General features: G+C 45.7%; 19 protein-coding genes. 10 read left to right on the forward strand and 9 right to left on the reverse strand.

The features are described from left to right. Nucleotides 1–295 precede the first annotated feature (295 nt). Entirely contained in the window at nt 296–3427 is a 3132-nt protein-coding gene (locus tag WBA89_RS12895) for an MFS transporter (RefSeq protein WP_424406943.1), read from the forward strand. 487 nt (nt 3428–3914) lie between these two features. After that, nucleotides 3915–4394 (forward strand): orange carotenoid protein N-terminal domain-containing protein, encoded by a 480-nt coding sequence (locus tag WBA89_RS12900; RefSeq protein ID WP_424406945.1) that lies wholly within the window; start codon nt 3915–3917, stop codon nt 4392–4394. Nucleotides 4395–4763: 369 nt separating this feature from the next. On the opposite strand, the gene WBA89_RS12905 is transcribed toward WBA89_RS12900, so the two are convergent. From WBA89_RS12905 to WBA89_RS12915, 3 genes are all read right to left on the reverse strand, one after another. Continuing rightward, nucleotides 4764–5438, reverse strand: a complete 675-nt coding sequence (locus tag WBA89_RS12905) for an acetoacetate decarboxylase family protein (RefSeq protein WP_424406947.1) — start codon at nt 5436–5438, stop codon at nt 4764–4766. Between the two features lie 332 nt (nt 5439–5770). After that, the gene (locus WBA89_RS12910; RefSeq protein ID WP_424406949.1) at nt 5771–7252 is read right to left on the reverse strand and encodes an S-layer homology domain-containing protein; all 1482 of its coding nucleotides are present in this window, start codon (nt 7250–7252) and stop codon (nt 5771–5773) included. 188 nt (nt 7253–7440) lie between these two features. Continuing rightward, the gene (locus WBA89_RS12915; protein ID WP_424406951.1) at nt 7441–8115 is read right to left on the reverse strand and encodes a polysaccharide deacetylase family protein; all 675 of its coding nucleotides are present in this window, start codon (nt 8113–8115) and stop codon (nt 7441–7443) included. Nucleotides 8116–8195: 80 nt separating this feature from the next. Between WBA89_RS12915 and WBA89_RS12920 the strand changes: the two genes are divergently transcribed. From WBA89_RS12920 to WBA89_RS12945, 6 genes are all read left to right on the forward strand, one after another. Further along, the gene (locus WBA89_RS12920; protein ID WP_424406953.1) at nt 8196–8489 is read left to right on the forward strand and encodes a DUF433 domain-containing protein; all 294 of its coding nucleotides are present in this window, start codon (nt 8196–8198) and stop codon (nt 8487–8489) included. Next, nucleotides 8486–8857 (forward strand): DUF5615 family PIN-like protein, encoded by a 372-nt coding sequence (locus WBA89_RS12925; protein ID WP_424406955.1) that lies wholly within the window; start codon nt 8486–8488, stop codon nt 8855–8857. Before WBA89_RS12920 ends, WBA89_RS12925 begins: the two co-directional genes overlap by 4 nt. Beyond that, nucleotides 8850–9035, forward strand: coding sequence for a hypothetical protein (locus tag WBA89_RS12930; RefSeq protein WP_424406957.1), 186 nt, complete (start codon nt 8850–8852; stop codon nt 9033–9035). The genes WBA89_RS12925 and WBA89_RS12930 overlap by 8 nt, the downstream gene beginning before the upstream one ends. Then, complete coding sequence (locus WBA89_RS12935) at nt 9032–9799, forward strand: ChaB family protein (protein WP_424406959.1); 768 nt, start codon at nt 9032–9034, stop codon at nt 9797–9799. Before WBA89_RS12930 ends, WBA89_RS12935 begins: the two co-directional genes overlap by 4 nt. Before the next feature lie 370 nt (nt 9800–10169). Further along, nucleotides 10170–10328, forward strand: a complete 159-nt coding sequence (rd, locus tag WBA89_RS12940; protein WP_424406961.1) for a rubredoxin — start codon at nt 10170–10172, stop codon at nt 10326–10328. Nucleotides 10329–10352: 24 nt separating this feature from the next. Next, nucleotides 10353–11618 (forward strand): NAD(P)/FAD-dependent oxidoreductase, encoded by a 1266-nt coding sequence (locus tag WBA89_RS12945; protein WP_424406993.1) that lies wholly within the window; start codon nt 10353–10355, stop codon nt 11616–11618. Nucleotides 11619–11814: 196 nt separating this feature from the next. Here the strand turns inward: WBA89_RS12945 and WBA89_RS12950 are convergent, their stop codons facing one another. The 4 genes from WBA89_RS12950 to WBA89_RS12965 form a co-directional block, all read right to left on the reverse strand. After that, nucleotides 11815–12726: an Rpn family recombination-promoting nuclease/putative transposase gene (locus tag WBA89_RS12950; RefSeq protein WP_424406963.1), complete on the reverse strand. Its 912-nt coding sequence runs from the start codon at nt 12724–12726 to the stop codon at nt 11815–11817. Nucleotides 12727–12767: 41 nt separating this feature from the next. After that, the gene (locus WBA89_RS12955) at nt 12768–13514 is read right to left on the reverse strand and encodes a HEAT repeat domain-containing protein (RefSeq protein WP_424406965.1); all 747 of its coding nucleotides are present in this window, start codon (nt 13512–13514) and stop codon (nt 12768–12770) included. A gap of 199 nt (nt 13515–13713) precedes the next feature. Beyond that, a complete protein-coding gene (locus tag WBA89_RS12960; RefSeq protein ID WP_424406968.1) occupies nt 13714–14250 on the reverse strand; it encodes a GNAT family N-acetyltransferase in 537 nt (178 codons plus the stop codon). Then, nucleotides 14250–14459 (reverse strand): hypothetical protein, encoded by a 210-nt coding sequence (locus tag WBA89_RS12965; protein WP_424406970.1) that lies wholly within the window; start codon nt 14457–14459, stop codon nt 14250–14252. The genes WBA89_RS12960 and WBA89_RS12965 overlap by 1 nt, the downstream gene beginning before the upstream one ends. Nucleotides 14460–14594: 135 nt before the next feature. On the opposite strand from WBA89_RS12965, the gene WBA89_RS12970 reads away from it, so the two are divergent. Both WBA89_RS12970 and WBA89_RS12975 read left to right on the forward strand, forming a co-directional pair. Continuing rightward, entirely contained in the window at nt 14595–15965 is a 1371-nt protein-coding gene (locus WBA89_RS12970; protein ID WP_424406972.1) for a calcium-binding protein, read from the forward strand. A 218-nt stretch (nt 15966–16183) separates the two neighbouring features. Continuing rightward, complete coding sequence (locus WBA89_RS12975; RefSeq protein ID WP_424406974.1) at nt 16184–17542, forward strand: calcium-binding protein; 1359 nt, start codon at nt 16184–16186, stop codon at nt 17540–17542. 110 nt (nt 17543–17652) lie between these two features. Here WBA89_RS12975 and WBA89_RS12980 read toward each other — a convergent pair whose 3' ends face one another. Continuing rightward, on the reverse strand, nt 17653–19449 hold the full coding sequence (locus tag WBA89_RS12980; RefSeq protein WP_424406976.1) for a sodium:solute symporter family protein: 1797 nt from the start codon (nt 19447–19449) through the stop codon (nt 17653–17655). A 365-nt stretch (nt 19450–19814) separates the two neighbouring features. Continuing rightward, nucleotides 19815–21425 carry an Eco57I restriction-modification methylase domain-containing protein gene (locus WBA89_RS12985; RefSeq protein ID WP_424406978.1) on the reverse strand — a complete coding sequence of 537 codons (1611 nt, stop codon included), beginning with the start codon at nt 21423–21425 and terminating at the stop codon, nt 19815–19817. Nucleotides 21426–21560 lie beyond the last annotated feature (135 nt).

Consider the following 21560-nt stretch of genomic DNA (forward strand, 5'->3'; position numbering starts at 1 on the left):
TTATTAAGGGGGGGCTAAGACTTCATCCATAGCACATATGAAAGAAAAATGGTATAAGTATTAATTTCTGACCTTAGAGGGATTTATTTTTCAGGTTCTAGAGGCATAATCAACAGTAAGGATGAAATAAGTAAAGAACAAATCTACTACTCATCCCAATTTGACGGATCGGGGCTTCCGAAAGATCAAGCCTGACGAAAAAAATCACCATCTATAAAGTTCAAACTCCCCTAGATAAAAGTTAGGGGTAGATTTCCATATGCCTGAACAGGTATCAAATTTTAGGAGGTAAATTATGTTTGAAAGCGAGTTATTAATGTCGCTGTACAGTCCCAAATTCAATATTGCCCAAATGCCGGTGCAAAGAGATGTCCCGTTCCAGCACCCGGATATCGCAGGGCTGATGTTTCTAAGTCCTCAGTTTTTCGTGGCATTAATTGCCGGAGTCATTATGGCTTTCGGCTTCCAGTTTCTGTTAACAAATTTCTCGATTGCCGCTAAAATATCTAATTGGGACGACGCTTTACCCGATGATGATGACGATGACGAGTTTGAAACTTTAGGCACTAAAGTTCGGAAGACTGAAGGTTTAGTCGGCGGTTGGATTTTAGTCACAGTTAACCTAGCTTTATTTTTAGCTTGTTTTCTAGCCGTCAAATTAACTTCAATTGCCTCGGTAGATGGAGCGGCAATTATTGGTGTAGTCATCTGGGCTGCGTACTTCTTAACCCTGGTATGGCTGGGTTCTAGCGCCGTAGGTTCGATGATTGGTTCCTTGATAAAAACTGCTTTTTCAGGCATTCAAGGCGTTATGGGTACTGCCGGTTCAGCGATCGGCGGCAAGATGGCGGGCGACCAAATGGTCAATACTGTAGAAGCATCTGTGGCTGCTGTCCGCCGCGAATTGAGCTCGGCTGTAGACCCGGAGAGCATTCGCGAAACACTGCAAGATTATGTGGGTTCTTTGCAGTTGCCGAAGTTAGATGTCAAAGAAATTCGCGGTCAATTTGAAAAGTTGCTGGGGGATGCCGATATCAAATCTCTGGCTGGAACCGATGTTTTAAAGAATGTTAACCGCCAGACTTTTGTGGATTTGATTAGCAGCCGCAGCGATTTTTCTAAAGAGGAAATAAATCAAGTTGCTGACCAACTAGAAGGCGTGTGGAAGCAAACATTTGGCAAGCAGCAAGAAAACAAAGACCCGAATTTAGAGTTAGTTGATTTTCTCAAATTTGCGGCTCCCGATTTGCTGAAGTCTGACGAACTGAACGCCAAGCTGTCTCAAATTCTGGAAAGTAGGGAAAATAAATCCGAGTCCAGCGGAGGCATGAACCGGGCGATGCAGTTTGGTGTGGAAGCTCTGGTGGGCACTGTTTTGTCGCGGACGGATTTGTCTGATTTGGATGTTGAAAAAATCTCTGGTCAGTTGCAGCAACTAACTGCAAAAGGGAAGGAAAAAGCTAAGTCTTTGAGCGATAAGGTGGGCGATAAATTGCCTGCTCTGCCTTTCAATACAGCTAAGGCTGATGTGGAAAATTACTTGCTGAATACTCAACCTTGGCATCTCAACCGAGAAACTATCAAGCAGGAATTTAGGGATGTCATTTACGATCCCGAAGCTTCTCCGGGGGCGGTTTTGCGCCAGTTAGAGATGTTTAATCCTGAGTATTTTGTAGGGATTTTGGGCCGCCGCGAGGGGTTTAGTCAGGAACAGGCGGCGGAAATTGCCGAACAGCTTGAAGGTGTCCGTCAAGAAGTTTTGGAAATTGTTCGAGATGCTGCTGGTGAGGAACAGTCTCAAGATTTACGCAGCCGAGTTGAGAATTATTTGCGATCGACCGGTAAGGAAGAATTGAATCCTGAAGGTATCGAGAAGGATTTCCAAGCGCTTTTGGACGATCGCGATGCTGGTTTTGAGGCGTTGCGCGATCGCCTGGATCAATTTGACCGCGATACTCTGGTACAATTGCTCGGCCAGCGGGAAGATTTCAGCCCGGAAGAAGCAGATCAGTTAATCGGGCGGCTGGAAAGTTCGCGCGATCGCGTAATTGCCAAATCTCAAGAATTGCAAGAACAAGCGAAATCGCGAGCACAAGAATTGCGCCAAAAGGTTGAAGACTATCTCCGCAATACTAATAAGGAAGAACTCAATCCTGAAGCGATCGAGCGCGAGTTTCAAACGCTGTTAAGCGACCCGGAAGCGGGATTGAAAGCGCTGAGAGAACGCTTGTCTCAATTCGACCGCGATACGTTGGTGCAGTTGCTTTCACAGCGCCAAGACCTCAGCCAAGAACAGATCGATCGGGCGATCGACAAAATCGAATCCGTGCGCGACAACATTATCCACGCACCGCAAAAAATTGCCGATAGAGCTCAAGAGCAGTACGAAGAAATTACTGGCAAAATTGGTGAGTACCTGCGGAATACCAACCTGGAAGAACTCGATCCAGAAGCCATCAATCGGGATTTGACCAAATTGTTTGAAAATCCGAAAGAAGGCGCTTTGGCGCTGCGGGAAAGGCTGTCTCAGGTCGATCGCGAAACCTTGGTCAAGTTGCTTTCGCAGCGGGAAGATTTGAGCGAAGAACAAATCGATCGGACGATCGACCGCGTGCAAGATTCGATTCGCAGCATTGTGAAATCGCCCCGCCGCTTGGCATCTCGCGCTCAAAAAAGAGTAACGGATTTCCAAGGAAGTTTAGAAAATTACTTGCAAAATACCAACAAGGAAGAACTCAATCCCGAAGGTATCAAACGCGATTTGCAGTTGCTGTTTAACGAGCCGGGAATGGGGATGCAAAGTTTGGGCGATCGCGTGAAGCACTTCGATCGCGGTACGCTGGTAGCCTTGCTGTCGCAGCGGGAAGACATCTCCGAAGAGGAAGCCAACCAAATTGCCGATCGGATCGAATCTGTCCGCAACGAGTTTGTCGAACAACTTCAAATGGTGCAAGACAAGTTCCAGTCGGCAATTGACGGTATTTTCGGAAAAATTCGGGATTACCTCAATTCGCTCGATCGACCAGAACTCAACTACGAAAGCATCAAGCGAGACTTCCGCAAAGTGTTTGACGACCCGCAGGCCGGATTTGACGCGATTAAAGAGCGTTTAGGCGAGTTCGATCGCGGTACTTTAGTCGCGGTAATTAGCTCTCGCTCCGATATTTCAGAAGGCCAAGCTAACAAAATTATCGACCAAATTGAAGGAGCCAGGGACAGCGTGCTGTCGCGCTCGGAACGCCTGCAAGAGCAAGCCAAAAAACGCATTAAAGATATCAAGAAAAAGACCAAGCAGCAAGCAGAAGATGCGCGCGAAGCTGCGGCAACTGCTGCTTGGTGGCTGTTCGGTACGGCTCTAACTTCTGTGGTTGTTTCGGCTCTGGCTGGAGCAATAGCAGTCGGCGGTATTTCGGGTTTGTTTAGCTAGAGTTTCAACAAGTTTCAATTAAAATTCTCCTGATTCTAGGCTGGCTTTATGCCAGCCTATTTTTTTGGGAATAATATCGTTTCCGGTTGCATCGGAATGATTTAACCGCAGAGAACACAGAGGACACAGAGAGAGAATAGAGATATGAATAATTCCGATGCTACCGGATTTGATATAATATCGTATTCGCTCCAACGGCAAAAAATGTTCGATCGATCGCACCTACGTACTTAAAAATGAACAAAAACTGAATTGCGATCGATCGAACTTGACGCTCTCAATCTAATTGACCTGAGACACACCGCATCATCCTTTAGTTGTAAACTTCCTACCACCTTCGGAGCCGCCACCACCAATTACTGTCGGGGTTCATCTCTACCTTCAGCAAGATTCTAGCCTCCCTATTTATTTGCTAACTTTTATTAAGTAGCAAAACAAGTTTTTGCCATAAACAAACAGAGCAATACATATTATTTTGGAGACTGAAATGACATTTTCTACTACTAGCGCCTACGACCAAGGAAAAGCAGATATGCAGAGCTTGAATGTAGACGATCAATTAGGTTTGCTGTGGTTTGTTTACACCGAAATGGGCAAGTCAATCACGCCAGCGGCTCCCGGTGCTGCCGGTTCCGAAATCGCTGAGGGTTTGTTCGAGCAAGTCAAGCCGCTGCCCAAGGAAGAACAACTGCAAGTAATGCGCGACATAGCCTCAAAAGCCAATACTGAAATCAGCCGGATGTACGGCTCGATGAGCCCTGAAACGAAGCTGGCTTTTTGGTATTTCCTGGCAGTAGGAATGGACGAAGGAACTATTATTCCCGTACCTTCCGACTACAAACTTCCCGAAGCTGGAAATGCTTTATTAGCAAAGATTAAGGGCATGGATTTTCAGCAGCAAATTGATTTCCTGCGCGGTACAGTTTTAGAAATGGGTGCCCAAGCCGCTCCGGGGGCTGGCATTTAATATCAAATCTTCTCTTCATCGGAATAGTAAATTCACGGTTAACTGTTGACTGTTGACGGTTGACTGTTAACCGTTAACATCATGAGGAGTGCAACCGGAATTCATTTAATTTCATACCATTTTTATAAAAATGTGGTATGGATGAAGTCTTAGCCCCCCCTTAGTAAGGGGGGGTTTGGGGGGGTAATATCTAGCGCTACTTTATGAAATTTGTATCACTACAATCAGCATGAGCAATCAGAAACCAGTTTTTTTTTGCCAACATACTGCATCAACGCTTTTAATGGTGCAAAACCCGGTTTCTTTATCTTTAATATAGACCTGCAATTCCTGCTTGACGCAGTAATTGTCGGTAAATACCAAGTTTAACTAATAACTGAATTCAGCGGCTCTGTTCCCCACAACTTCCGGCGCACCTGCTATTAAACGCATATCTTCGCAGGCCACGGTAAGCAAGGGCTGACCTAAATTCAAACTGGAAAAATGACTTTCTTCAGTTACTTCTAATTTACCTTTAATCAAACCGATTCGAGACTGAAATTCACCTCTAAATAATAGCAAATTGCTGCGTTCGGTGCTGAAAATATTTCCGCTAAAAGGTACAGGTAGCGCTAAACTTTGCTGGCTGTAATTGAGACTGCACAGTTGACGGTTTGCTTGGCTAACTGTAACTCGGTAGCCTAGCGGTGTTGCTTTTACCGCATCGTTGCCTTCCCAACTAAATTGAGCTAATTCTTTAGGAAGTCCCCAAATTTCGCGCCCGCCGGCTACCGAGTTAGGGTTGTCTACGTAGATGTGGGAAATCCAAGCGCCCCATTTTCCTGCATAATTGGCGATCGCGCTTACGACAATTAACTCATTGTACTCCATCACGGAACCCAGCCCGTAGGAGGATATATAAATTCCCCCAAGGGTTTTTCCCGGCAATAAAGAGACAATTTCTAACTCAGAGGGAACCAAGGCCCGCACTCGTGCCACATCTATCAATTGTAAAGTCTGAACAGCATAACCTTGCAGGTGCCAAGGTGCAGGTGGATATACCATTTTCAGGGATTTTATGTGGGATATTTTATACTTATTTTAGCTTAACTTCTAAAACAGCAACTAATTTTGGTATTTATTTATAAAGTTTTTGGAAAAATATTTAAGTCTGAATGTTTGTATTCTCAAAAAGTACCAGGTAAAAACCTTTGCCGAAAATCACCCCTCAGATAGCATTAGCGTAGAATATCGCCGTCATGATGTTGGCGGAACTTTCGACTGTTGCCTTCGTGGGGGGGAAAGTCTTGAAAGTTCCCTTGCTTAAGGCGAAAACATGAGTCGTTCAACCTCAACCCCTACTCCCCTTTTAAAAGGGGATTTAGGGGGTTCTTTATCTACTTGTTCGCATATCCCGTACTCACCAAAAACTCGCGCAATTTCGCAAAGAATTGAGTGCGATCGCGCTGTTGATAAACTTTGTCCAACAATTGCCAACCTTCGGCCTCTTGACCCGCAACATACTTGCTGGCCATGAAGGCGGCCAACACCCCTTTTACCTCTGCTTCTTCGCTCGATCGCTTTCTAGATTCCAGCCACAGTTCAGCAGAATTTGTGTATACTTCCACCGGATACTGTTTGGTAACATCTTCCATTTTACCTTGGCGGTACTGCCAAATTTGCAGCGGCAAGCGAGAATCCGCATAATTTGTAAAAGCCTCCGCAAATCGCCCGTCTAGACTCTTGAATTCCGGGATATCGTTTTTGCCAAAATCGACAATTTCGTAACTCACATTGCCCCAAAAATGCTTGATATGAGTGTATTTCTTTGCTGCCGGGTCGTAGCGGTAAATAAACGAATAATTGCAGCAGCGAACTCCTGTTTTGATTGATACTAAATCTGCCAACACTTCCGGTTCTTTGTCCCCGTCTAAATCGCGGATTCGCACTGACAAAAAACGCCCTTCCGATACTTGTTCGCTGGTTTTTTGGTCGGGATTGTCTACTAGAGTACGAGTCGGAATTAGCACTGGTTCTTCTAATAAAGTTTGACCGCTGCGGATAATTTTGATGCGGATATTTTTAGCATTTTCTGCTTCTTTCACGAAAGAAACTTCTGCCCGAACTTTCCCAGACTCGGAGGTTTCTGTGGTTCTGGGGCCGCCGATATCCGGGGGAACTTGCGCGATGTATTGCGAGGGAACTAAGGCTGTTTGACCGGGTTTGGCGATCGCCTGACACAAGAAAGTTGCTACTTCGGCGCGGGTTGCATTGCGCGTAGGTTCTAGCTGTTTGACGGCGGGATAATTGACCACAAGTTGTTTTTCTGCTGCGGCGGCGATCGCATTTCTTGCCAGTTCGGGAATGTCTCGCGCATCTTCAAAAGTCGCATCCAAAATCTCAGGAGCTGAGCCCGCAGGCGTATATTTCAAGCCGCTGCTTAAAGCTACCAAAACCTGCCAGCGGGGAATGTTCAAAGTCGGGTTAAAAATACTGCCGCTGTAACCGGACAAAAAACCAGTTTGATAAGCTTCTCTAATTGGTTGATAACCCCAGTAATTCGTGGGAATATCTGCAAAGTTTATCGGATTGCGGACGGTTTTCGCATCGGGAAAAGCCCTCCGCAGCATCGCCGCAAACTCAGCGCGGCTGACTGGGCGGTTCGGGCGAAAACTGCCGTCTTCGTAGTAGCCGCTGATGATTTTTTTGTCTGCTAATTCTTCTATGCAACCTTGGGCCCAATGGTCTTTAACATCCTGAAATTTGGCCTGGGCCAATGCCGGGGCTGCATTCAGGCCCGGAACCACTAAATTTCCGATGATTGTGCCCAAAGCTGCGACTAAAGCGATGACAGCTTGACGTTTGTGCGATCGAACCATAGAACAGCCTCCTCTACTTGTTTTATTTGCGATCGAAACCGAAGCAAATTTTATACAATACCTGGTATTTTACCCTGTTTTTGTTAACCTACTCATGACTTGCGGATTTGCGGCAGCGCCCTGATTCCGACCCAAGCAATTTTCAACCTTGGCGATTACTTCCGACAGGTGCGATCGCACAGACACAATCAGGCATAAAGTTGTTCCCAAAGGCGATCGATTGTTACAAACTTGTAACCTTTATACAACAGCAATGGAATGATTTTATCAGCAGCAGCGGCAACATCTTCGCCGCCGGAATAGCCGTCGTGGAGTACAATAATTGAACCGTTTTCTGTTTGCTGCACGACGCGGCTAGTAACTTTCATCACCCCCGGCCGCACCCAATCTTCCGGGACGACACTCCACATTACAGGACGATATTCCCACTGCTGCAATAACTCTAATGTTCGCGGTATAAAAATGCCGTTCGGCGGCCGCACGTCCCGGATTAATTCTGGGTCTAAATCGCAAGCTTTGCTAATAGCTTTTTGCGTGTCTTCTAAACTTTGTTTTAGTTCGTGGGTTTTGAGTTTGGCAAACGATACGTGCTGGTAGCCGTGGAGACCGATCCAGTGTCCGCTATCGCACACTTCTTTGGCAATTTCTGGATGTCTGTCAACGCAAAATCCCAGCCAGAAAAAACTTGCTTTGATGTCGTATTTATCTAAAACTTTTAGCAGTTGAGGGGTGTGCTGCAGGTGCGGCCCGTCGTCAAATGTTAGGGCTATTTCTCGGCTGTTGATATCTCCCGTCCACAGACATCCGGGAAAAGTAGATTTGAGAATGGGATGAACGACAGGAAAAAAAGGTGCTAGTGGCATTGGTTAATGTTGCGAAAGTGCGATCGGGTAGAAATGAAGCTGCGCTACAATAAAATAAAGTTAACTCAATCGAGGTAAATATGACAACTGCCGTTGATATTGGAACGCTAATTGTCCGCACGCCGGGAACTTGCGGGGGCAGCCCCCGCATCGCAGGTACAAGAATGTCCGTTCGGAGCATAGCAATTGACTACAAAGCAGGAATGACTCCTGAAAAAATTGCTGAAGAGTTTCCGCATTTGACGTTAGCACAAATTTATGCAGGCTTGGCTTATTATCACGCTAATAAAGAGGAAGTTGAGGCTGAGATAGCGGCGTACTACGAAGAATGCAAGTATTGGGAAGCTGAATACATGACAGGTAAGTTATCGTGAGTAAAATTAGTCTCTATATTGATGAAGATTCGGGTAATCTTTCGTTGGTAGAATCTTTGCGTAATTCTGCTGTAGAGGTGATGACTACCTCAGACGCGAACAAACTTAGCTCTTCAGATGAGGAACAGCTAATCTGGGCAACTGAGCAAGGGCGCGTTATTTACAGTTCTAATATGGGAGATTTCTGTCGTTTGCACAGAATTTTTGCTGAACAAAAAAGAAGTCATTCAGGAATTATTGTTGTACCCAGACAAAATTACTCAGTAGGCGCTCAGTGGCGGGGAATATTGAATTTAATGGCGGCTAAGTCAGCAGAGGAAATGATAAATAAACTAGAATATTTGGGGGCTTATATCAGAGATGAATAAGTTTCTGTCAGAGTTGAACGATCGCCAATTACAAAATTCCTTAACTCTTTTGATAGAGCCTCAAACTATCTCCGATCGCACTCACCTCTCTCTCAAGATCGATGCGATCGCCCTACAGTGTCCTATTATACTAAAAATCAGCACAACTAATCGACAAACCACCAAGGAGGAACAATGACAGAGGAATATCTAGCAGAACGCACAGTTTCAGCCGTATTTAAGGAAGAAGAACAATTAGACGGCGTAATTCGGCGGTTGCTCGATCGCGGAGTTTCCCGCGACCACATCTCAGTCATGGGGAAAAACTTTCAGTCCAAAACTAAAATTGCCGGCTTTCTGACTAAAAAAGATGTAATTTTAGGAGGCTTGCGAAGCGGGGCGATTTTTGGTTCCTTATTTGGTTCTTTTTTGGGTTTGCTAACCGGCGTCGGCGTGCTGTTTATTCCCTTTATCGGTGCAGTAGTATCCGCGGGCCCGCTGGGTGCTGTACTGTTGGGTGCAGCTAGCGGCGCGATCGCAGGTTCGGCCGGTGCGGGTTTAGTTTCGGCTTTAGTCGCCTTGGGAATGCCCGAAGAGAAAGCAACTATCTATCAAACCCGCGTCGAAGCAGGCGAATTTCTCGTGATGGCAGAAGTCGCCGCAGATAAATCGGGCGAATTTCAACTATTGCTAGAAAGTGCCGGCGGTGAAGAAGTTTCAGTTAGCGAGATGACGCTGCCGCGCGCCGTCAAAGGTCGCTGCAACAGTCCGGCAGATTTGTCTCCAGAAGTGCGATCGCACCTGTCGGAAGCAGCACAAAAAACCTTCATCGAATCCTACAACACCGCATTTGACGAAAGCAACGACTCGATACAAGCAGAACACACCGCCTGGGAAGCCATTCACCAGCAGTACGAAGAAGATGAAAGCGGCGTTTGGACTAAGCCTTTAACAAAAGTCTAGTTTTCCACATTTATGAACTAATAAAAGATAGAATCAAGCCTCTAGAACTGCGGTTCTGGAGGCTTTGACGATTTTAGATTTTAGATTTTTTAATTGTGCAAGACTTAATTAGATTTTAGAATTTATAATTGTAAACAACTTAATTTTTAATAATAATTTGGGAATTATATCAAATTCGTTAGCATCGGAATAGTAAATTCACTGTTGACAGTTAACAGTTAACAGTTAACAGTTAACAGTTAACATCATGTATGAGTGCAACCGGAATTGATATCACCCAAAGTTTCATTACTTTTAGAAATTAGTATTGCATTAGGTGGCGCTATCAAGTACAATCTACAGGCTGACAATATAAAATTGAGTTAAGGAAATGAAAAAATACGTTTGTACGCTTTGCGCTTACGTCTACGATCCAGAAGTAGGCGACCCCGACGGAGGCATAGCTGCCGGTACCGCCTTTGAAGATATCCCCGAAGATTGGGTTTGTCCCACTTGCGGGGCGGCAAAATCCGATTTTGAACCAGAATAAGCGAGAAAAAATTTGTCCGATCGAATGCTCAAAATTACAGTCATAGGTGGCGGTGCTGCGGGTTTTTTTAGTGCGATTACCTGCGCGAAAACCTACCCGCAAGCCCGCGTCACTTTACTAGAAGCTGGCCGACAAGTCCTAGCAAAAGTTCGCATCTCTGGCGGCGGGCGCTGCAATGTCACTCACGCTTGTTTTGACCCCGGTGTTTTAGTGCAGAATTACCCCAGAGGAGGGAAAGCTCTGCGCGGTGCTTTTACTCGATTTCAACCGCGCGATACTGTTGATTGGTTTGCCGGTCACGGTGTGAAATTGAAAACAGAAGCAGACGGGCGAATGTTTCCGATCACAGACGATTCGGGGACAATTGTTAACTGTTTGATCCGGGCCGCTGAGGATGCAGGCGTGAAAATTCGCACGGGCGATTCAGTGGTTTCAGTAACGAAATTAACGGGCAATAACGCAGAGGGCGGGCACGGGGGCACCGCCCCTACGTTTGAAATTGAGTTGAAATCGGGGGAGAGATTTAAGTGCGATCGCATTCTGCTCGCTACAGGCAGCAATCCGTCGGGTTTTAAGTGGGCAAAAGAGTTAGGTAATACTGTAGAACAGCCGGTTCCTTCTCTATTTACTTTTAATATTTCTGACAGTCGAATCAAAGATTTAGCCGGAATTTCGGTTCCTAATGCTAAGGTAAGATTGCCGGGATCTAAATTAGAACAAAGCGGGCCTTTGTTAATTACTCACTGGGGTTTAAGCGGGCCTGCTGTACTCAAACTTTCGGCTTGGGGTGCGAGATTTTTGCACGATCGCCATTACAAAACATCTGTGCTGGTTAATTGGCTTCCCCAGTACAACGGGGAGGTTTTGCGGCAGCAACTGCTAGCGGTTAAGTCGCAGTTGTCGCACAGATCGATCGCCTCTAGCTGTCCGTTTCCAATACCGCGCCGCCTCTGGGAACGTTTGACAAGTTCGATCGGCATTGACGAACAAAAACGCTGGGCCGACTTATCCAACAAAACCCTCGATCGCCTCCTGCTAGAACTCGTTCAAGGGGAATATCAGATTGCTGGGAAAGGCGCATTTAAGGAAGAATTCGTCACCTGCGGCGGTGTTAACTTAAAAGAAGTCGATTTCAAGACAATGGAAAGCCGCCGCTGTCGGGGACTTTTCTTTGCTGGCGAAATCTTGGATATCGACGGCGTAACGGGCGGTTTCAACTTCCAAAGCGCGTGGACTACGGCGTGGTTGGCTGGAATCGCGATCGGCAAATCGGACGATTTGGGATTGTAGATTGGGGATTTGGGGATTTGGAATGCAGTCAGAAACCGGGTTTTTTGGGAAAATATAGGTTTATACCCGCAGATTTGGTAAAAAACCCGGTTTCTCTCAGGTAAAATCGGTTTGCAGTAAGGACTTTAGTCCTGATGGACTCAAAGACAAAAAGAAGATTCAAGTCCTCTCGATCGAACTCAATGAGTGTAGAGATTCATCCCGAAACCGATTCCAGCCAAGCTATCAAATCCTCTTGACTGGTAAAATCGAGCAATATTTCTCCCAACTCATCTAATTGTTCTGGAGATAACTGCCGGATGCGAGCTTGAATTTCCGGCAAAATTTCACCAGTGCGCCGCGCGAGTAGACGGAGAATTAATACTGTTTGCCCCTCAATTATGCCTTCTTGGCGACCTTCTTGCATCCCTTTTATAACTGCACCGCGTTGGTCTTCAAAGAACATTTCCCGCTTTTCTAAATCTTCTAACTCTTTCAGGCTCAAATTAGATTTGTTAGCGATGTTAAAAGCTGTTTCAATTTCGGGTACTAATGCCAATTTCTCCGGTATCTCTTCTAGTGCCGGAGCATTTTTGATAAAATAAATCCAGCTTTGAATCAGATTTTCAACTTCTTCCAATTTTTTCTGAAACTTCGGGAGTTCGACAAATACTAACTCGATTTCTCTATAATACTCGAAATTTTCTTCAACTTCTTTGAAAACAAAATGTGACCGAAACTTTTCTGTATTTTCAAACAAAATAAAATCGGTAATTGTGAGAGCAATGAGAGGATTTAATTTTGAGTAGCTTTCTCTCCGTTTGAGTTGAGTTGCGTAGGTTTTTGCTGCATTATATATGACCCGCTTAGTAAAAGCTTCTACATTGATGACCTGCATTTCGATAATTACAGTTTTGTTGCCTGTAATTTTTGCTTTGACATCTAGGTAAGTGTCTTTTAACCCAGTAACGCTAGGTGCGGCGTAGGGGTCGATAATTTCTAAATCTTTAATTGTCGGCTCTGCGTTGTATAGCATAGCATTGAGGAAGCTAATCAAAACTTCTTTGCTCTGGGGCGAAGCAAATATTTTTTTGAAACCAAAATCTGTTTTGGGATTGATGAAAGACATGATTTGTAATTAGTAAATGATGTTTAATTGTACTAATTATATCACAAAATTCCTTCCATTTCTAAATCTTCAATTGTCTGCAAACCGCGCGGGTCGCCGACTCGCAACAGGGAAGATTTCGCATCTTCCCGCACGCCCATATCTTCATCTTCTTCTAAAGATTCAATTAAAGCGTCGATCGCCCCAGCGTACACTACATTATTCGGCAATTCCCGCGCCAGTTGCCCGATCGCCCAAGCAGAGTTGCTCCGCACAGCAGACACAGCATCCCGCCGCAGCGATTGAATCAACGGCGGAATCGCAGCAATCACCACATAGTAACCAACCTTTGCCATTTGACCCAGCGAACTCGCCGCCCACAAACGCACCGCCGAAATATCAGTTCTCAAAGCATCAATTAAAGATGGCAAAGCGCGGTGGTCGCTGCAATTTCCCAAGGCCCAAACTACCCCTTTGCGAACGTAACCGTTCCAATCGCGGTTGAGCTGAAGAATCAGCGGTTCCACAGCATCGGGACTCGGATTTCGCCCCAAAGCATAAGCCGCGCTTACCCGCACCAAGGGGCAACCGTCTCTCAACAAATTAATTAAATGCGAAATCGCGCGATCGTCCTGCAGTTCGCAAAAAGCCCGCGCCGCAATCATCCGGTGCTGAGGTTCCGGGGATTCCAGCAAAGGCAGCATTTCCTCTGGATCTGGCAGCGGGGGTTCGGATTCGTCTAATTGATCCAAAGGGCTTTCCAGTTCCGTCTCAGTATCGAGGGCGTTGGGGTAGTCGTGATTGTTCATAAAAAAACTTTACCGCACTGAGGATGCTGCGGGTGCAACTGAGTCAGCCGTCATTCGATTTTAGATTTTAGATTTTAGATTTTAGATTTTGGAGGCGACCCCACGGATAAATTCGGGGGTTTGAGGATTTTAGATTTTAGATTTTGGATTGATTCGGCGGATCGATCGCGTGGCGGGTACCACCTTTGAAATTCGCTTGTCAAAGTGATTTGTTCATCCAGACAGAATGGCTTTGATAGCCTAACTTTTGATAGAGATTCATAGCCGGCTGATTGCTCAAAAAAACTTGCAAACCAATTTGTCGGTCTCCCCTGGAACGCGCCCAATTTTCAGCACGAACAACCAAAGCTGCACCCAGCCCCAGACGGCGGTGCTCCGGCGCTATGTAGAGCAAAAAAATGTGGGCGTGGCGCAATCCAGTGGTTTGGTCGATCGCATTTCCCACCCACAAACATCCCACAACCGATTGGGGATTTGGCGCTCGCTCTCCGGGATTGAGATACTTTTGGGGCGGCGCGGACAAACTTTCTGCCTTTTCGGGGATGTTTTTCAGGCACTCTACCCACCAAAGCGGCGTCTGGTTAGAAAAATACTGCTCGACAGTTTGAGCCAAATGTCCAAATTCCCCATCCGGGTAAAGTTCTCCGTAAGTCCGGTGCAGGAACTTTAGTAATTTTGCCCGATCGAGGCGCGACCCCTCGCGCAGCCCGTAGCCCGGTATTAGTTGAGCAGACATCAACGGACTCGGACACCGAGAGCGACATCATTTAGCCCCAAGAAAATTGGATTCACTGCTGCCGCTTGCTTTTGGGGGATCGCTTCCTCAATTGGTGCCGGGGCCGCCATGTCAGCCGGCAAAAAGATGCGAGCGCTGACTGCTACCAGAGCTAGGGAAAATATTAATATCGCTATAAATGGAGCAATGTATTGACGAAGGATAGCCATAACCGCAAAACTTTAATTCTTGAGTTGATTTTATCAATTGTACCATACAAATCTTGTCAGCTATAATGCTGCCATTGGACAATTTGCTCTCAAAAAGAGCGATCGCCAGTACCAACAAACACAAAATATAAGATTATGAGTGCCTCGCCAGCAGTTTATGAAGCTCTAGCTAAGTCAATTGTTTTTTTGAATGAAAAGCCCAACGCGCAGAATGACGTGGCGCGTTTCCTGGATACTAACGGCTACTATATCGATCGCATATTCGACGACCGAGAAACTGGATTTTATGCGATCGGCTTCGGTTCCTCCGACTCCCGAAATCCGCCAGTCCTCGTATTTAGAGGTACAGATTTCATCGACGGCGACGCTATGTTTTCCGACTCCCGCGACATCGGCTTACCAGAATTTGAAAAAAACAAAGATAGCATCAAAAGCTGGCTCACAGAAATCGGTCAAGATACTGCTAAAAACCCCAGCAAATTATTGCCCGATATCGTCGGTCACAGTTGGGGCGGAGCAGTAGCTCAAATCGCAGCCACCGAATACACATCTATCACCGACGACATATTTACCTTCAACTCTCCCGGAGTCTCAACCACTACATTCAACGATTTTCGGAAAAATCTCAGCAGAGTTGGCAACAAAAAAGTCAGTCACTACATTGTCAGCGGAGATTTCGTCAGCTTGTTTGGCGAAGCATTTATACCGGGAAAAGTATTTATCCAAAGTTTTACAGATCCGAGCATCAATCCCTTAACTGTTTTGGCAAAACATCGGACACAAAATTTGTTAAGCGCTCCGCCCGCAGATTTTTTCCAGAGGCAAATTTCCGTCGAAGACTTAAACCAACCCGACTTTTCTTATAACAACAACGACTCAGATTTTAACGAATTTATCGGTGCCCTAAATTTCCCCCTGCCAAATGTGTCAATAGCAATCAGACAAAGATCGGGTGCAGAGAGTTTGAGAACAGCACCAGAATTTTCTTTTGTGCAGTTAATCAGACAAATGCAATACGGTTTAGCTCCTCTGCAACCGAATTATTTATTAGGCGACATTCGCAACAATACTGCTACCGGCGGCAAGGGCGAGGATACCATTATCGGCAGCGGCGGTAACGATACTCTTAGAGGAAATCGAGGTAATGACAGCATCACCGGTGATGAGGGTGACGACTTCTTGTACGGCGGCAGAGATAACGATTATTTGGAGGGTGGCGACGGAAACGATTTGATGTCCGGCGAGTTTGGCAGCGATATTTTGATCGGCGGTGCGGGGCGCGATCGCTTTGTATTGGAATCCGGCGGCGGAGCCGATGTAATTGTCGATTTTAAAAAAGGTGAAGATTTAATTGCACTGTCGCGGGGGCTAACTTTCCCTCTAATTAGAGTCAGCCAAGGTGGTGACGGAGCTTTAATTACTATCCCGATTACTGGCGAAATTCTTGCTACTCTCACAGGCTTGTCTGCCAGCGACATTACGCAGACTGATTTTGTGCAGCTTTAGTGCGAGAAATATTTGTATTTTGGCTGCCGCAAAAGCTAGCAAAATCTAGTAAAAGCTATTACTTTTTTTGCTAGGTTCGGTTGGTTTGTTTTGTTTTTTAAACAAGTTTATAATTGCAAAATAGGATAAATTAATATTGTTAATTAATCCATTTTACAGTAAAATGAATTAACCAGGTTAAAAACTAATTCCCGATTCAACCACAGGAAATAAAAAATATGCCTTCTTCCCCCGCCGTTTACGAAACTTTAGCGAAACAAGTTGCTTACATCGATGACAACCCCCAGTTTCAAACTGTAGTTCAAACTAATTTGAGCGCCACGGGCTACCAAATCGATCGCACCTTCGACGATCCAGGAACGGGATTTCACGCGATCGGCTTAATATCCACCACCCCAGACAAACCGCCAGTTCTCGTATTTCGGGGCGTTGACCAACCGATCGACGAAGTTGCCAACACAGACCCGCGAGGCATCGGTTTCAACCAATTTGAAGCCAACAAACAAGCCCTAGGAAATTGGCTGACAGAGATCGGTCAAAATCCCGCCAAAAACCCCAACCGCTTGCCGCCAGACGTTCTCGGACACAGCTTGGGCGGTGCCTTAACCCAGCTAGCCGCCAGCGAATTCACATCTGCGATCGGAGATGTAGTCACTTTCAATTCTCCCGGAGTCGATCAAAGCACAGTCAATACTTTTACACAGAAAGCCGGTGCCAGCAAGAATGTAACCCACTACATTGTTAGCGGCGACTTTGTGAGTTTGGGAGGAGAAGCTTTTCTGCCAGGAAAAGTATTTTTACAAACATTTACCAACCCGATTATTAACCCGCTGTTAGTTCTAGAAAAGCACAGGCAAGCAGGCCTGTTAACAACTCCTCCTCTCGGTTTTACTCAAACAGAAATTTCTGCAACCCAATTGAGCAGCCCCGATTTTACTTTTACAGATTCAGATTATTTAGAACTGTTAGCTGGCGTAGACTTTGTGCTGCCAGAATTGGGAGCAGCCATGCAATCGCGCAGCACCTTCGAGCAATCGAGAAACGCTCCGGGAGCATCCTTTTTTGGAAACATTCTTGCCATCCAAAATGCTCTCAACCAATCTCAACCTAATTATTTGTTAGGCGACGATGCCAACAATACAGCCACCGGTTTTGCAGGCGACGATATTATTATTGGTAACGGGGGAAACGACACTCTCGCCGGCAGTCGCAACAATGATATTATCAGCGGTGGCAGCGGCAACGACCAGCTATTTGGCGGCAAAGGAGATGATAATTTGGATGGGGGAGATGGGGACGATACACTCGTTGGTGGATTGGGTGCCGATATCTTAATTAGTGGCGCTGGACGCGACGTATTAGTGTTAGGAGCAGGCGCAGGTACAGATCTAATTATAGACTTTCAACAGGGTCAAGATTTAATCGGTTTGACCAGAGGTTTGACTTTCAACCAACTGACAGTTACTCAAGCCGATGTTTCAACAACGATCGGAATTGCCAGTAGCGGCGAAGTTATTGCCAGTATTCCTGGCATTTCAAGGAGTCCGCTAACAGCTAGCGATTTTATTTCAATTTAATTGGCCGCTGGCTAATCATGCAGGGTGCGCCGCCAGCACCGATTGATTTGGTTTGCAGTGCGGACTTGCATTCCGCACTACAAACCTTGCCGATTGCGGTTGGTAATTCCCTAATCTAGATCGTCGAGTCCGGGCCTCGGCATCGGTAAAACCTTGCTTTTATTTAGCTGTCGCAAACACATCCAGCCGACAACAGCAGCGGTTAAAGATACCCAACCCGTTAGCGGCTGAAGCAGCAAAAATCCGCCGATCGCAAACATCGACCCAAACATTAATACAATCGCCGCTAATACCCGTTTGAGGTCAGTTCCTAAATCTTGAACCGGTTCTAAACCAGTGCGATCGCGCTGTCTTTTCCAACCGGGCCCGCCCGGCCGCACCCGGCGGTAAAATTCATCAAGAGTCTCGTCAGATTCTGCAGGAGTCAGCAGCATCGCCGCGATCCACAGAATGCCAACTGTCACCGTAATAAACATCAAACGCAAACCAAAGTCTTGAATTTGCAAAGCCGGCACCGAACTGGTAGTCAAACCCACCACAAAACCGCCGAGAATTGCTGTCAGTTCCGCCGCTGCATTAATTCGCCACCAAAACCAGCGCAAAATTAACACCAATCCCGAACCAGTACCGATCGCAATTACCAACCGAAAAACCGTCGCCACATCCTGTGCAAAATAAGCCGCCACCGCACCCAAAGCAGTCACAAAAACCGAAGAAAGCCGACCAACCCACACGAGTTCGTCTTGAGTAGCATCGGGCTTGACAAAGCGGAGATACAAATCATTAGTTACAAAGGAAGCGCCCCAGTTAATTGAAGTAGAAACCGTACTCATAAAAGCAGCCAACAGCGATGCGACTACTAACCCCAAAACTGCAGGCGGCAAAAAATCTAACATCAATTTGGGATAGCCCAATTCCCGGTCTTGTAAATCAGGATAAACTGCGATCGCCACCAAAGCTACAAGAATCCAAGGCCAAGGCCGCACCACGTAATTCAAAATATTAAACAGCCAAGCCGACTTTTCCGCCTCCGCTTCATCTTTCGCAGCGATCAAACGCTGAATGAATTCACCGCCGCCGTCGCTGCGCCGCCACGACCACCACTGAACGCCAAGATAAGCTAAAAATGTGCTTGAAGTAATACCAGCCGCCTCACTCCACCGAAAGCCGCCAGACCCAATACTAAAGGGAAAAAATGATAAAATATCCTGTTTTGTAGCCTGCTGTACTGCCGGAATCAGGGCATGAATGCCGGGAATGCGATCGCTGCTGAGAGCAAAAAAAGCTACTAAAACAGCCCCCACAAGTGCCAAAACTAACTGAAAAAAATCAGTAGCAACCACGCCCCACAAACCAGCAAAACCAGCGTAAAATAATACTAAAACACTGATACCGAGAACGCTCAAAAACTTGAGATTTTGTCCCGGTTCAATCCCAAAACCCTGCCAAATTTGCAAAGCATCTACAACTTTTACCGCTGCCAGCATCGCGTACCCGATACCGATACAGTTGATAGGAACAGCAAACAAAAATGCTTTTGTAGCCCGCAAAACAGCCGCCGTTTTGCCACCGTAGCGAACCTCTGTCAGTTCCGCATCGGTAATGACTTCAGAACGCCGCCACATTTTGGCAAAAACGTACACCATAATAATGTGAGAAATGCCAAAACTCCACCACTCCCAATTGCCAGCAATTCCCCGATTGCCGACTATTCCAGCAACGTAGAGGGGAGTGTCGATAGAAAAAGTGGTAGCCGCCATGCTGCTACCGGCCAGCCACCAAGGAAGCGATCGACCCGATACAAAAAAATCTACCATACTCTTCGACCCTTTGCGGGAGAGATATAAGCCCACCGATAGGGAGAAGACTAGGTAAAGCAGGACAATTAACCAGTCGATAGGTTGCATAGATTCACGTTGAAATGAATTGAGAATTGCAATTATAGGACTTACGCGCACACTCTATCTTTCGGATGCGCTAAAGCCAAAGAAACCGGGTTTTTTACCGAATCTCTGGACGAGTGCGAAAGATTTTTGCAAAAAACCCGGTTTCTGACCACCCGCGCGCAAGTCTTGAATTAGCTATATTGCAGTTGACGCCTAAAACAGTTTACAGTCTTGAGTCTGAATTACCGTATATTTTCCAGAAAATGAGCTGGCAAAAAGTTTAACATGAAGGGCGATCGCCAGACTTTAAATAATACCAATTTAATAAATACTTGCTATAGATCAATTTCTAGCCCCCCCTTAACAAGGGGGGGTTGGGGGGGGTTCTATGTAGCACTTATTTTGCAAAATGGTATAAATCCCGAATTTGTCGCTTTCAGCAGTTGTCTGTCAACAAGTTCATCAATCTCCCGCTGTGTAGGAAATATTTCTCCTATTTGAGCGCCCAATAAAAGTAATTGCTCTAAATTAGGATACTGCAAATTGCGTAAATCAGTAGCATTAACTTGAGTGTGTCCGTTGAACAGCCGGAAAAACCCATCTACCAAACTCGAATTTAGATAAACAGTCAATCCCCGCGCCAGAGTGAGGTCTAATCCGCGTCCTTGTTGGTGAAAGTAATTTAAATGGTTTTCAAAACCAACGCTAGAACTATTAATTTTGTCGGAATCCCAAACAACTGCAACAATTCGCTTTTGTTCTTCCTTTGACGAAAAGCGCTTGGTCAAAACATAATGTTCGTTGGGTACGAGGAGTGCAGCAGTTTTTTCGGTGACTGCTAAAGCTTGATGCTTTTTGGTGGCGGTGGGATATTCAACAAACCCAGCCGATAAATGGGCTGGATAAATCAGTGGAACTGCATCTTTTTCTAGTTCTTGCCGCAAGTCAGAACCAACGCGAAAATCTACAACTTTTCCGGTGGAAACTGTCAAACCTAATTCTTTTAGCGTGCAAGTAAATTGAGCCATTTGCTCAACTAATTGCTGGCTGAGGGCATCGGGCAAAATCCGAATAAATTGCTCGGAATCTTTGGGGTTAACTACATCAGTATATCGTATATTATGACACAAAATTAGATCGTCATCAGCACTATTGCTTGAGGTAATCGTTACAGTATCTGGCTTTTCTATTTGTTTGGTAGCGCGCACAATAATTGTTTCTTGCAAAACAGCATCATCGCGAAATACTTCCTGTCGCGATTCAAAGATATGTATTTGGCGTAAAGCCATCATTTGTAGGAAGACTTTACGAAAATCTCGAAAGTATAAACCGTTGCAAAAACTGCGGGGAGTAATTGACACTAATTCACCGTTTGGTTTGAGCAAGCTAGCGGCGGCAATCATAAAACCAGTGTAGAGATTGCCGGTTTCTACTCCTAGAGAACGCAGCCAGGTACGCACTTGAGATTTAGCTTGGATTTTAGCATAGGGAGGATTGATAATTGCATGGGTAAATTCCAGTTTTTTTGAGTTTGTAAATAGATTGGAATTCAACATTTCAGCAGTTTTTTGAATGAAGTCTACTCTGCAAATTTTACTGGTAAAAATTATGCCAAATTTCTGACATTCAATTCTGCACAATTCTAAGCTTTGTTTGAGGTAGTCAATCAAAATAATATCAATTTCATAAGCTGTAACGTGCAGGGCTTGCGGTTTGTTTGGGCGCTGACAAAGCTCGCAAACAACGGCTGCTATCAGGGAACCAATACCTGCACCGGCATCTAATAATGATATATGGGGACACTTGAATTCAAACATTGCGGCCATCAAACTTGCTGCGGAGCAAGGTGTCAAGAATTGTCCTTTTTCTCCTCTCTGGTTTTGCTGCAATTTTTGGGTTGCTTCTAACCGCAGGAGGTCTACTCGATCGAGTAAATTGGTTGCTGTTGTGTTGCTGTCGCCCGGAATGCCTAGTGCTTGAAAATGCGGTGCTATCATTTGTTAAGAAAAGTGCGTTAGTGAAGCCCGCCCCTGCGGGGGCTGCGCCAACGAAGAGGATCGCCAGTTCAGTTTATTTTCGTCCCAAATTGGGATCTATACGCTATCATGGTAGCATTCTAATCTCTTCCCATA

Source organism: Microcoleus sp., assembly GCF_049646505.1.
In the GTDB taxonomy this organism is placed as follows: domain Bacteria; phylum Cyanobacteriota; class Cyanobacteriia; order Cyanobacteriales; family Microcoleaceae; genus Microcoleus.